This is a genomic window from Paenibacillus praedii, assembly GCF_049725345.1.
Lineage (GTDB): Bacteria > Bacillota > Bacilli > Paenibacillales > Paenibacillaceae > Pristimantibacillus.
Genome location: NZ_JBMWAM010000010.1, coordinates 76,607 through 89,528, shown reverse-complemented (window position 1 = coordinate 89,528; position 12,922 = coordinate 76,607). Strand labels below are relative to the sequence as shown.

Here is a 12,922-nt window from a genome sequence, read left to right as displayed (position 1 = left end):
GATTCGTACATATCATGTATCGAATCAGTCGAGAGGGAGAGGATGCAGATGTTGAAAATCACTCTGGAAGTCGCCAAAGTGTTGATTCACGCAGCGGAACTCCGGGCAAGGGAGCTCGGGATCGCGGAAGTGATCGCCATCGTAGACGATGGCGGGAATTTCGTTGCTTCCCATCGGATGGACCATGCCTGGCTGGCCAGTGTCGACATCGCCTATAATAAGGCATGGACGGCGGTCGCGCTAAAAATGCCCACGGAGAGCCTTGCTCCGTTGGCGGTCCCGAGCGGGGAGCTGTACGGGATCAATACGACCAACCACGGACGCGTGGTTGTGTTCGGAGGGGGGATTCCGTTGTCGTTCGAAGGGAGAATCGTCGGGGCGGTCGGCGCAAGCGGCAGTACGGTCGCAAATGACATTGAGGTTGCGAAAGCGGCGGTGCGGGCTTTCGAAACCTATCCGAAGGCGCGGATCGGGTCTTTCGGGAGCTTGCTGTAAACCTGGCGGTTTTAGCCCTATAACGAAACGGGGTCCCGCCAATATTGACGGAAAATCGGCTAAACACATGGGGCTGTCCCTCAGGGTACAATACCCCATGGAACAGCCCCTCTTCTCATGCCATCATTTAAGGCTTCAGGACGAATTTAATGCATTCGTCCGCATGGTTGTAAAAGGTGTTGTACGCGTTATGCGCCTGATCGAGCGGCACTTTATGCGTGATGATCTCAGTAGGATCGAACTCGCCTGCCATAATTTTTTGATACAGCATCGGCATGTAATGAATCACGGGCGCCTGTCCCATGGTCAGCTTCACGTTTCGTTCCCAAATGTTTCCGAACATGAACTGGTTGTATTTAGAACCGTATACCCCCGTAATCTGAATCGTGCCGAATTTCCGCACCGCATTCATCGCGATGTTGATCGGGCTGAGCGTTCCGCCAACCAGCTTGGCCTTCTGCTCTTCCTCCTCCAATGGCGTTTTCTTGCCGTCCATTCCGACGCAATCGATGACGACATCCGCACCCCCGCTCGTTATTTCTTTTATATGCAGCCCCATGTCGTTGAAATCTTCAAAGTTGAAGATTTCAACGTTATTCATTTTTTTGGCATGATTCAGCCGGTACGGGAGATTGTCGATCGCGATGACCCGTTTGGCCCCTTTCATCCAGGCGAATTTTTGCGCCATCAAGCCGACGGGGCCGCAGCCGAGCACCACCACCGTATCCCCTTGCTTCACGCCGCCGTTGTCCACGCTCCAATAGGCCGTCGGCAGCACGTCGGACAGGAACAGGAGCTTCTCATCTTCCAATTCGCATGACTCCGGAATAACGAACGGCATGAAATTGCCGTACGGCACGTAAAGCAATTCGGCTTGTCCGCCCCAATAATTGCCGTAACGTTCGGTAAACCCAAAGTAAGCTCCCGTATCCACTTGGGGATTGGAGTTGGAGTTGTCGCATTGGCTCTCCATTTCATGCTGGCAGTAATGACAGCTGCCACATGAGATATTGAACGGGAGCACGACCCGGTCTCCTTTTTTGACTTTTGTGACCTCAGGGCCCACGTCTTCGACGATGCCCATCGGTTCATGTCCGACCACGTATCCGGTTTGGGCTTGAATCGCCCCCTGGTATATATGGAGATCGGAACCGCATATGGCGGTCGAGGTGATCCTGACGATAATCCCGTCTTTTTTCTGAATCGTCGGATCCGCGACCTGCGTCACTTGCATGTTCTTCATGCCATTGAAAGTTACAGCCTTCATAATCGCCCTCCTGTTATGACATGCCTTGAATTTGCATGTATGCTTCTATTATGGAATTGGAGAGTGAGAATCATACATTCGATGTATGGTATTTTCGACAGCCGCGGAGCACTTAAGAACAAGGAAGGAGACGGAAGACAGAACGATTCACGGGAAAGTAAATTCTGAAGGTAGTTCCAATCCCCCTAACCTTGACAAGCTCAAGAGCAGCGAATTTGAAGTCATGAATACCGGTAAGAACGGAAAATAGAACGGACGAAACATTTCGTTGGTCTTAATGCTGAGCTGATAAGAGGCAATATTATTCTTTGACGGGTTTTTGAGAAAAAAATATAACCTTTAGTTTCTGTAGGTATAAAGTTGATAATCTCAGACTCTCCAGGTTCTGAATTATTTACTGAAGATAAATTCACTGCCTCTAAACATTTAATCTTGGGGCTATAAGCATTTAAATTTCTGCTAAAAGATCACAAATATCAACACTCTTGTGTAATACTAGAAAAGACAATTGTTCAGTTAAAAAAGTAGTAGACCGGCCTTCTTTTACAAAAGGAATCCCGGTCTACTACTTTTTTATTCCTGAATGATTATTATAAAATGTTTTTGACTCAATGGTGTTTTAACAATTTGAATAAGTTTCACTTGAAACAATTTTGGTATGGTACACCAAGATCATCAACTCACGGTTCTTTTGACCGGTCGATCCGCCGATTTGCGGTAGTGAGTCGTTCTTGCAACAAACACGCTTCCTTTCATTAAGTTATTGTCGCTTATTTTCCATGTATGACTCTTTTTATCTTGCCTTCGAATGCCCACGAAATTGTAAGGCGAAGTGGCGAATATTTTATATCCCTTTGTTCTGCTTCTTCGCATAAAGTCGATATCTTCCCCCAGAGTCAGTAAGGAAAAACGCACATGTTTGTGTATTTTTTTCTTGAATAGGAGGGTTCCCCCAGCCACATATTTCACAAATTTATTTTTATAAGAGGGTGATACAATAACAAGAAGGCGTTTTCCTTCAAAATATTTCAAATGGGCTGCTTTCCCTACGATTCCGGCGCCTGTTCGCTGCATTGCACCTATCTGCTCCATTAAATAATTTGGCGAGTAATAATCATCGTCATCAAACTTAGCTATAATCGGGTACTTGGCTCTAGCAATTGCATAATTTAAGCAGCTGCCCAAAGTATGCTTTTCCGGCACCTTAAAAACCTTTATATTGTGAAACGAAGCAACCTTCCGGCGATACTCCGCTAGATTCATGCTGCTTTTGTTTAATATGACGATAAGCTCCTTGATTTTATAGCGTTGCCTTTTGAAGTTGTTCAATAATGTCTTGAAGAACATTGGACGATTCGTACAAGTAATGATCGAGATCCCGGCAGGCTGGCTATCATGCATATTCATAACGGGCTCCTTCCTATGATCGCACGACGTATTTCTTGTAATTGTTGCCACGAGCGATAATACGGGTTTGGGGATGGGATAGAAACTCTTGATCAGTCTTTTTCCACGTATGACTGTTTGACTGCTTCCGCCTCAGAGCACAAAAATTGTAAAAATTCCCGGCGTATAACTTATAACCTTTCCTTCGGCAGGCACGGCAAAAAGTCACGTCCTCCCCCAATGAGTGGTTGGAGAACTTTACTCGTTTCCAGACGCTCTTCTTGTAAACCAAAGTGCCGCCTGCAAGTATAGAAACAAATCGGTTCTGCGTGAAAAAGCGTTGAATGAGCAAGCTTTTCCCGCTTAAATGAATAAAATAAGCCCGTTTACCTACAACGTCCGCCCCCGATTTTCTAAACGCCCGCATCATATCTGTAAGATAATTAGGCGCATAATACTCATCGTCGTCCATTTTGGCGATATAGGAATGTTTCGCAAGTGCGGATGCAAAGTTCAAACAAGACCCCAATGTGTATCTGGAGGGAAGCCGATAAACCCGGACATGTTTAAGTCGGGCTGCCAATTGTTGATATCGACTGAGATCGGCCTTGTCGTTGTTCACTACAACAATCCATTCCTTATTCCCCCATCGTTGTCGTTCGTAGTTATTCAACATTACTCGCAAGAAACTTGGCTTGCTCGTGCAAGTAACCACACTAATCCCTGGTGTATGAGCTTGAGTCCTCTTTTGCCCTATCGTCATGATTTTCACTCCTCATAATCGGGCATGAAACTCACCCGTACATTCGAATGATCTGAAATGCTTCAGCAAATTCTTTAAAAATTTGATTGCCGCGAAATTTCGCTTTATGCAATAGACTTTCAGGATGAACAGGGTGACGAATGGAACCGATCTGGGTTTGGTAAGCTTCTAATACTTTCATTTTGCGATTCATTTCCTCTTCCGAAAGCGAAACATAGAGGTTGGGCTGAAATGAAAGCTCCCCATCAGTTTCATAAACCAAGATAGTACCGTTCCAGAAATATGGTCGCGTCGATGCTATTGCAGCTTGATGAAGAGCTTCGTGGTCTTGATGTTTCGTAATAGAAGGAATATATAGTACAGTTGGACGAAAATCCTCAATATGGCGTTCAAGGTTCGCAACAAGCTCTGCCCGCGGGATACGGTCAAGCTGGCTATCATAAAGCTGCTTGCCAGTACGATCCTTGTAAAGGATATGAAAATCCGAAACTCCGAGCAGCTGCATTGCTTCCTTTAACTCTGATATTCTTTTCATTCCACTATAAGTACCGTAGCTGCTTTCTTCCTTACGATAACGTTTGGAATCTTTTAGCGTTAAGGAAGCGATGACGATTCGTACCGAACTGCCGTGACTTATATATTTCTGTATGACGCCTGCACAGCCAAGTGTCTCATCGTCGGCATGAGGGGCCAATACCAGTGCACGCTGTCCAGAGTAGAGAAATACATCCATGACTGACACCTCCTCAGAAAGTTATAGAGTGAGCTAACTTAAGTTATGAGAAGATAGAGAGAAATTCCTGTGCACCGCTCTATTCTTTATAAATTTAGTCGCATGTCCAGCGCGTTAACGTCAACAGTATCGTATTGTAAAGGAGAAAATAGAGGTTGGTGATAATACTATGGCAAAGCAGTTTCTTCGCATTCTTCTAACAGGGGCTGGGTCTCCTGCTGCTTCCGGTGTTATTCGTTCACTCCGCTCAAGTCCCGATATTGATTTTGAATTGATAGGCATGGATTGCAATCCGCTCGCTATAGGATTTCATATGACTGATAAACATGTCATCGGCCCCCGTGCATCGGACGCATCTTTCATTCCGTCTGTACTTCATCTTTGCGCCAAGGAAAAAGTGGATCTGTTACTCTCTTTAGTTACAGACGAATTAATCAAGCTGTCGGAGGCTGACAGGGCATTGTCGAAAGTTGGAACTCGGATCTTAATATCCTCACCAGATTCGCTAAAAAATGTAATTCATAAAGGACGCTTGTATCAAACGCTTCAGAGCATGGGAATTGACGTACCTGAATTCCGTATTGTGAACACATCTGAAGATCTTGTTCATGTTATCTATGATCTTGACTACCCCTCTCAACCTGTATGCTTCAAACCGGTCGTGTCGGATGGTAGCCGTGGGTTTCATATCCTCGATAAAGGTACAGACAGATTTCATAGTCTTTTTCGAGAAAAGCCCAATTCCGCTTATATCAGCGAGGAAGAACTGGTACGAATCCTTCAGGGTCATAATGAAATACCTGAGACTTTAGTGATGGAATATTTGCCCTATGAAGAATATAGCGTGGATCTTCTCGCAGCTAATGGAAAGGTCGTTGTGGCAGTTCCAAGGCTTCGTGAAGCTACCGTAGGAGGTATTACAACTAGAGGCATGATTGTGAAGGAGCAGGATGTTATCGATTACGCCGTTACAGTTGTTGAGCAATTGCAATTGAATGGCAATATCGGCGTGCAGGTCCGCCGAGATCGGCATCGTAAACCTAAAATCGTAGAGATCAACCCGAGAATTCAGGGAACGATTGTCCATTGTACTGCAGCCGGTATCAACCTTCCGGTACTTGCCGTCAAACACGCACTTGGTATGACACTAGGTAAAGACGAGCTTGAAATCAAATGGGGAACTCGAATGACGCGTTATTGGGAGGAGATTTTCTACGATGTTCATGGATCTTCATATGCACTCTAATTACTCTGACGGCAAGAATACACCTGATGAGATGATCGAAGCCGCAATCACTATCGGATATGAAGCAATAGCTATTACCGACCATGTTTGGAAAACAAGCCCTTGGGTTCCTGCATACTCAGAACATCTTCGATCATTAAAACTGAAGTATCAGCACCGAATTCAGCTTTTTACCGGCATCGAGTCGAAGGTCGTTTCGCTGGGTGGCGATATAGATGCCCATCCATCTTTTGACTCTTTGGTAGATCTTATTCTTGGTTCAATTCACCGAATCCCAAAGTCAGACGGATATTTTTCCAAATCGGATGTAGAGCGTTATCCGAAAGGAATAATTGTTGAGAACTGGCTCAAAGCGTTCTATGAATTGCTTGCAAATCCGCGTGTCGATATTATCGCCCACCCTCTATCGGAGCTCAATGAGTTTGGAGTGCGAGAAAGTGAACTGCCCATGGAGGAAATTACGGATCGCATTGCAGCTTCCGGTAAGATTCTCGAATTGAACGTTCGTTACAATACCCCTGACCAGCCTGTCATTCGGCTCTCCGCGGATAAAAGCACCCCATTCCTAATTTCTTCCGACAGCCATAGCGTTAAGGATTTAATATCGAACAGTAGGCTGGTCAAAGAGTTAGTTGATAAAGCGGTAGTACGAACCATTGATATTTGCGAATATATAAGTAACAAGAAAAATTCGCGATTATCCGAATAAAATAAGAAATATCTTATGTAGAAGACCAGTATCGGGTCGGAATGTAAAAGGAGGCTGTCCAGCTAAGGATGGCCTCCTTTGTTCTTATTCTCTCTCACTAACGGCAGCTCTCTAAATTCGCCGTTGTAATGATAGAGAGCGAATTGCTGTAGTTAGTGTGGTGTTGCCCGCGATGAGCTGCCAAATAAAACTGAGGTTGAAGCTTTATTTATTTTCATAAAAATCGATGGCTTTCCTCTTCCATTTATTTTCCAATCTCTTCACTTCATCGACTCGATTGTCCTTTTTATATTTCCTCCATTTTCTTAAATTTTTCGTGTATTCCCCCTGATTTACCCATGGCGGAACCAATGCAAACAAATTGAGCTCTGGCTCCGAAAACCCAAATTTGTTATAGATAATACGAAGATTGCCCCAATTTGCATCTAGTTGCGACCGACCCCTTGGATGCTCTTGATGATAACCTACCGTTTGATCGATACTGACAAAGGATAACCCCAGCCGATGCAAACGATAACCTAATTCCCAATCCTCCAAGCCGTATGTCAAAAAGCTTTCATCATACCCGCCTACACGCTCTAAATATTGTTTTTCTACAGAGACACATCGTGTAACAAATAATAACCAAGGTGCTACTTTAGTTTGTTGCTTTTCCTTTTTTGCATCCAGATTTAATGCCCATGGAGCAAGGATGTGTTTAATTTTCTCAAAATTATTATTGTAGATATCCTCTGGCTGAACAATAGAAACAATGTGCTTTTCTTCTCCCCAGAATGAGTCGTTCCATAAACCGTAAGGTTTTAATGTTTGATACATTTCCACTTTTTGTCCTTGCGGGAAATCAGGGTAATAATGTGTGTATACCGAATTCCAAGAATAGGGAATTCCTGAGATGACAGATTTCGAATATCGTAGATGATATTCACGGAGTATTTGGATGAACTTGGGGATAACAAAAAAATCCGAATCGCAAAAAATAACGTATTGGCCTTTCGCAAGTGCAATTCCCCGATTCCTCGCACAAGATCTGCCTGTATTTCTTTCTGTATGGGTATATGTCAAAGGGTAGATTGCCGGAAAGCTCTGTACGATCTCTCTTGTATCATCTGTTGATCCGTCATCCACAACGATGATCTCATAGCTCCCTTTGGAATTGATTTGATTATTAAACGAAGCAAGCGTTAGAAGCAATTGATGCGCTCTGTTATAGGCTGGAATGATAATGCTAAAATGTATGTCCAATCGTACACCCTCCATCATTCACAAATAAAAAAACTTTTCTATAGTAAGCTATGCCATTTTATTAATTATGTAATAGGTGCTTATCCATTTTGCAAATTAGCTCTTCCGCATAGGAATAGAGCCGTTCTCAATATGTCTCGTGTACATATTATAATTTAGTAGATTTTTAGATATAAGAAGGAGGGGGTGAGCATTATGAGATTCGTAGGCATTATTCCCGCAGCTGGACTCGGGAGTCGGCTACAACCTTTGCCGTTATCCAAAGAACTTTACCCCGCAGGCTTTCAAAAGATAAACGATACATGGAAGGTGAGTACAATCTCTCTTTATTTAGTTGAAGCTCTTAAAAAAGCTGGGGTGTATCAGCTTTATTTTATCGTCAGCCCGCAAAAAACGGATATTCCGCGCTACTACAAGAACGGGAGTCAGTTTGACATGCAATTTTCTTATCTTTATCAGTCGGAGCCAAAAGGCATGGTTGATGCTCTAGCCCAAGCTACGCCCTGGCTGTGGGGAGATGAAGAAACCTTTATTTTTTTCGGGATGCCGGATACCTATTTTCAGCCCGTGAGCCTGTTCAACAAAATGAAAGAGGCGATGCTGAAGCATCGTGATTTGCAGGTGGTCCTTGCCGTATTTCCAGTGGCCTCCTGGTGGAAGCTGGGTATGGTTCACTTTCAGCAACAGGAAAACGGTGTGGGAGAGGTCATCGATATTCAAGATAAACCAAAGGTAAAGCCGGAGACGGAGTACGCTTGGGGCGCGGCGATTTGGAGACTCCCTTTTCAAAAATATTTAACCCGGTGTCAAGCCGAATACAAAGGGGAAGGTGAGCTTGTCCTCGGCGACGTATTTATGCGTGCAAAGATGGACGGAATGAAAGTCCATTGCATCATTGGGGAGGAGTATGAAGATTTGGGAACGGTGGATGATTTGATGCGTTTCGTTGGGGAGATGAGCAAAGGAGAGGAAAATAAAAATTAAATTTGGAGGTGAAGACCGTATGAAACCAACAATAAGCGTAATTCTGACATCTTACAATTCTAGAGAGAGACTTCGTAATGCACTCGAATCGTACCGTTACCAAACGTATCCTAAGGATTTGTTTGAAGTTGTCGTTGTCGATGACGGATCCGGGGACGGAACTCAAGCATGGTTCGAGAACAACGACTGGAATTTTCCCGTGAAATATATATATAACCGTCCCAATAAGGGCCGGGCTGGGGCCCGCAATACAGGAATTCATGCGGCTTCGGGCGATGTTATCCTCTTCAGTGACTGCGACATGATTGCAGAATCGGATTTTATCGAAAGACATGCGAGTTTTCACCAGAACTCTGATCACGCGGTGGTTTGCGGATCTTTCTGGCAGTCCGTTTATTCCCACCTGTATCCAACCTTTGACCCTCAAACGTTTAGTTTGATAAAGAAACTTGTGCAACGGGATGCTAAATTGAAGAAAAGGTATGCCTCCTTAAAAGATAAACTGGATGAGCAGTGCTATTCTCATCTTCTCTTGAAAAAGGAAGTTAAGAACATCCGGAAATCCCCGCTGATCCATCACGATACTTTTATTTCAAATTTTTTCGCTCATTACGCTACAGGGGACTTTTACTTCGTTTGGATATTCTTTGTCGTGATGAACGTTTCCGTAAGGAAAGAGCACCTTTTACGAATCGATGGGTTTGACGAGCGCTTCATCGGTTACGGATGCGAGGACACAGATGTTGGCTATCGTTTGTGGAAAGAAGGTCTTTCATTTATCGTCGATCCCACTCTGAAAAATTATCACCAGGAGCACCATCGGAATCATAATCAGGAGGCTGAAAGGATTTCAAATATGCAGCGCATGGTCAAAAAACACCAAGCCGCTGAAATGGCACTATATGAGTGCCTCCCTGACATCGGAGACACGCACAGGAAGAGCGCTTTTATGTTTGACCGGGACCGCTTGCTTACCGAGAGGATCGTAACCGCAAAGTTTATCAGTCAATTAAATGGGTTAATTTGGAGATGTTCACAGGTGAACTTCCCCGGGATCGGAGAGGAGGCGGGGCAATTCGATAAGTTGGATGAAGAACGCTTCTGGGCAGAAGTAGATCAAGTGAGAAGCAAGCCCGAATATGCCTCATTCGTTGCGTTCGTAGAAGAACTGTACGCGAAAGCGGTGAATCGTTATGAGCTATGAAGTTAGCATCGTCATACCCTCCTATAATAAATGTTTGGAAATAAAGCTTCTGCTTTACTCCTTAAACAATCAAACTTTCGATCGATCCCGGATGGAAGTTATTGTGGTGGATGATGCTTCCACAGACCACACTTCGAAGTCGTTAGGTCGCTATGAGCCCCCGTTCCCTTTTCATTATTTGCGCAATGAAACACAGAAAGGCCGTTCGTTTACCCGGAATAGGGGACTGACTGTTGCGAGCGGAAAGGTAATCATTTTTTTGGATGCTGAAATGCTTGTAGAGCAGGACTTTGTCCAAAATCATGTTGAACATCACAAAGCTCGCCAGGACTTGGTTTTGACGGGCGCCATGCATTTGAAAGGCGTCTATACGGTGTATTACCCGAACTTTTCAAGCGACGTGCATCATAATCTTCGCTTATTGCTGAAACAAGACGGCAAGCTTTACAAGCGCCTCGGACCTGAGATAAAGAAGTCATACTCCAACAAGGCCGCCGCGAGTTTGTTGACGAGGAATGATATCAAGAAGGGCGTTTACCGAAAATTTTGTTTTCCTCGTCCGTATTTTCCGGAAATCTTGCACAATTTTGGACCCGATCTAAACGAATACAAATTGCCTTGGACCTCATTTATCAGCTGTAATGTTTCTGTACGGAGAGAACTTTTAGAAGAAGTTGGGGGATTTGACGAGGGCTTTCAAGGGTGGGGGTTTGAGGACTGGGAATTGGGTTACCGGTTATATCGATTCGGCGTGTCTTTTCGCGCCGATTCTAGCGTTGGTTGTTATCACCAGGAGCATCCGGTGTTGTATGACTATCTCGAAATGTTTTCAAATTACTTCTTTTATACACAGAAACATCCTAATTTCGAAACCTGTGTGCATGCCGTATTTTTACTTGGGATGATAAGCCGGCTGCAGGAACATGTTCTGGTAAAGGAATATTACCTATTAACTGAACTGAAGGGGCAATCTTATCGCCCGCTCCTAGATGCGATGTGCGAGATGTTGAGGAACACGGCGGCGTGGCTCAAAGACGGGCATTACCGGGATCAGATTCTGATGAAGCTAAGAGGCACATCGTCTGCGGCGTCCCTCTCCCTTGCTCGTCAGCAGCGAAACGAGCTGCGGCACAGCGGTCTTTGCCCGGGACTCATTCAAACGTTTGATGACCTGTCTGGTTGGGGGGACGAGATGCAGTAATAAAGGAACTTGCCTGTGCGGACCGAAGGTGCGTTTCTTATAGCATCCGTCGATTTGGCGGAATATAATGCAGTATCTTTGAGGAGGAAGGCGTTCATGACTGAAACTAACTGGAAAAAGGCAGTACCCAAAGTCACTAAGCGAAAGGACAAGGTTGTGGCTTTCACGTTTGACGATGGCCCGGACACGATATACACACCACGTATATTAGATATTTTACACCATTATCAAGTGAAGGCAACTTTCATGTGCTGCGGTGAACACATCAATAGTAATCAAGAAATGTTAAAGCGTATGGTCCGTGAAGGCCATGAAATAGCGAATCATACCTGGAATCATCCCAACTTAACAGAAATCGCCCCTTCCGAAGTTCACAGACAAATCGAGGATACTTCAAATATCATTTATCAGATCATTGGCCAAAAGCCGCGCTTATTTCGTCCCCCCTACGGTAAGACGAATAAGCAAGTGATGAAGCAATGCAAAGCCCTTGGCTACAAAGTCATTCTATGGGATATAGATAGCCGTGACTGGACAGGCATTTTGGGCCCCCAAGTCGCCGCTAATATTCTTTTAGGTGTTAAAACGGGCTCTATCATTTTACAACATAACGGTTGGAGTCCGTTATCCGGAACGGTGGATGCCCTTCCTTATTGCATTGAAATTCTATGCAAGCAAGGTTTTCGTTTCTTGACGGTTTCGGAATTGTTGGGGATCGCGCCTTATTTTAACGGTTCAGCATGAGTGATTCCCGGAAGGAGGGTTCGAATGGTCTCTGTTATATGTTGTTCGATTAGGGAACAGTTTATGGAGAATGTTTTTGAAAATTATGATAAACAAACAATTAAGAAAAAGGAACTCATCATTATCTTGAACGAGGAAGAGATGGATATCGCCAATTGGCGTGCAAGAGCCGCTCGTTCTAAAGATGTATCGGTTTATAAAATGCCCCACCTTACTCTAGGGGAATGCTTAAATTTTGGAATTAAAAAAAGCCGGTATAATATTATCGCAAAGTATGACGATGATGATTACTATGCCCCCAATTATCTCGCACAACAAGTAAGATCCTTGCAGCGCAAAGGTGCGGATATGGCCTGCAAGAGAACGGTCTTCATGTACTTTGAAGAAAAAAAGACTCTCGCCATTCATTTAGCTCATAGGAAAGTAAAAAGGTTTATTCAAAGAAACAATGGAGTAAAGGGATCAACATTGGTATTTAAGAAAAAGCTGTGGAAACATGTGAAGTTTCATCCGATCAATGTCGGCGAAGACTCTTTGTTTATAAAACAGTGCCTGGAAGAACAGTTTAAAATTTTTGTGACAGACCGATATAATTATGTATGCGTACGAAGGGACGAAAAACAGCATACATGGAAATCAAACAATGATAAATTAATGAAAAAATCAAAAATATTGTATGTAACGGAGGAGTATAGACAGGCCGTGGAAAAAGTACCGAAGCAGCTGCATGTCGACTAGGATCAGGCAGTTAAATGGGCGAGGACGCGATTGCTGTGTATGAAAGGAATTGGCTGGCCAGATTGAGGGCAAAACGAATTGTTATTTCTGGGAGCAGAGCATTTAATCGATGGCTGCCAGCCTGCAGAATAAGCTGATACAAAGGGCACCATGTGGGTGCCCTTCTTATTTCGCTGATCGAGTGATACGGAGAACCTTACCATAACCTGC

General features: G+C 44.2%; 13 protein-coding genes. 8 read left to right on the top strand and 5 right to left on the bottom strand.

Annotated elements, in window-relative coordinates:
• Window positions 1–48 precede the first annotated feature (48 nt).
• A complete protein-coding gene (locus ACO9K6_RS11565) occupies window positions 49–495 on the top strand; it encodes a GlcG/HbpS family heme-binding protein (protein ID WP_424767722.1) in 447 nt (148 codons plus the stop codon).
• A gap of 127 nt (window positions 496–622) precedes the next feature.
• On the opposite strand, the gene ACO9K6_RS11560 is transcribed toward ACO9K6_RS11565, so the two are convergent.
• The 4 genes from ACO9K6_RS11560 to ACO9K6_RS11545 all read right to left on the bottom strand — a co-directional run bounded on the left by ACO9K6_RS11560 (window position 623) and on the right by ACO9K6_RS11545 (window position 4,644).
• Window positions 623–1,762 (bottom strand): zinc-dependent alcohol dehydrogenase, encoded by a 1,140-nt coding sequence (locus tag ACO9K6_RS11560; RefSeq protein ID WP_424767721.1) that lies wholly within the window; start codon window positions 1,760–1,762, stop codon window positions 623–625.
• 675 nt (window positions 1,763–2,437) lie between these two features.
• On the bottom strand, window positions 2,438–3,163 hold the full coding sequence (locus ACO9K6_RS11555) for a glycosyltransferase family 2 protein (RefSeq protein ID WP_424767792.1): 726 nt from the start codon (window positions 3,161–3,163) through the stop codon (window positions 2,438–2,440).
• A gap of 19 nt (window positions 3,164–3,182) precedes the next feature.
• The gene (locus ACO9K6_RS11550; protein ID WP_424767720.1) at window positions 3,183–3,911 is read right to left on the bottom strand and encodes a glycosyltransferase family 2 protein; all 729 of its coding nucleotides are present in this window, start codon (window positions 3,909–3,911) and stop codon (window positions 3,183–3,185) included.
• 31 nt (window positions 3,912–3,942) lie between these two features.
• Window positions 3,943–4,644, bottom strand: coding sequence for a PIG-L deacetylase family protein (locus tag ACO9K6_RS11545; protein WP_424767719.1), 702 nt, complete (start codon window positions 4,642–4,644; stop codon window positions 3,943–3,945).
• A gap of 169 nt (window positions 4,645–4,813) precedes the next feature.
• Here ACO9K6_RS11545 and ACO9K6_RS11540 point away from each other — a divergent pair, with 169 nt between their 5' ends.
• On the top strand, window positions 4,814–5,890 hold the full coding sequence (locus ACO9K6_RS11540) for an ATP-grasp domain-containing protein (RefSeq protein ID WP_424767718.1): 1,077 nt from the start codon (window positions 4,814–4,816) through the stop codon (window positions 5,888–5,890).
• Complete coding sequence (locus ACO9K6_RS11535) at window positions 5,862–6,599, top strand: PHP domain-containing protein (protein WP_424767717.1); 738 nt, start codon at window positions 5,862–5,864, stop codon at window positions 6,597–6,599. The genes ACO9K6_RS11540 and ACO9K6_RS11535 overlap by 29 nt, the downstream gene beginning before the upstream one ends.
• Window positions 6,600–6,803: 204 nt before the next feature.
• Here the strand turns inward: ACO9K6_RS11535 and ACO9K6_RS11530 are convergent, their stop codons facing one another.
• Complete coding sequence (locus ACO9K6_RS11530; RefSeq protein WP_424767716.1) at window positions 6,804–7,841, bottom strand: glycosyltransferase family 2 protein; 1,038 nt, start codon at window positions 7,839–7,841, stop codon at window positions 6,804–6,806.
• A gap of 195 nt (window positions 7,842–8,036) precedes the next feature.
• Between ACO9K6_RS11530 and ACO9K6_RS11525 the strand changes: the two genes are divergently transcribed.
• The 5 genes from ACO9K6_RS11525 to ACO9K6_RS11505 all read left to right on the top strand — a co-directional run bounded on the left by ACO9K6_RS11525 (window position 8,037) and on the right by ACO9K6_RS11505 (window position 12,712).
• Window positions 8,037–8,825, top strand: a complete 789-nt coding sequence (locus ACO9K6_RS11525; RefSeq protein WP_424767715.1) for a sugar phosphate nucleotidyltransferase — start codon at window positions 8,037–8,039, stop codon at window positions 8,823–8,825.
• A gap of 19 nt (window positions 8,826–8,844) precedes the next feature.
• On the top strand, window positions 8,845–10,029 hold the full coding sequence (locus tag ACO9K6_RS11520; protein ID WP_424767714.1) for a glycosyltransferase family 2 protein: 1,185 nt from the start codon (window positions 8,845–8,847) through the stop codon (window positions 10,027–10,029).
• Window positions 10,019–11,230, top strand: coding sequence for a glycosyltransferase (locus tag ACO9K6_RS11515; protein WP_424767713.1), 1,212 nt, complete (start codon window positions 10,019–10,021; stop codon window positions 11,228–11,230). Before ACO9K6_RS11520 ends, ACO9K6_RS11515 begins: the two co-directional genes overlap by 11 nt.
• Window positions 11,231–11,326: 96 nt before the next feature.
• Window positions 11,327–11,974, top strand: coding sequence for a polysaccharide deacetylase family protein (locus ACO9K6_RS11510; RefSeq protein WP_424767712.1), 648 nt, complete (start codon window positions 11,327–11,329; stop codon window positions 11,972–11,974).
• Between the two features lie 24 nt (window positions 11,975–11,998).
• Window positions 11,999–12,712 carry a glycosyltransferase family 2 protein gene (locus tag ACO9K6_RS11505; RefSeq protein WP_424767711.1) on the top strand — a complete coding sequence of 238 codons (714 nt, stop codon included), beginning with the start codon at window positions 11,999–12,001 and terminating at the stop codon, window positions 12,710–12,712.
• The last annotated feature ends 210 nt before the right edge of the window (window positions 12,713–12,922 follow it).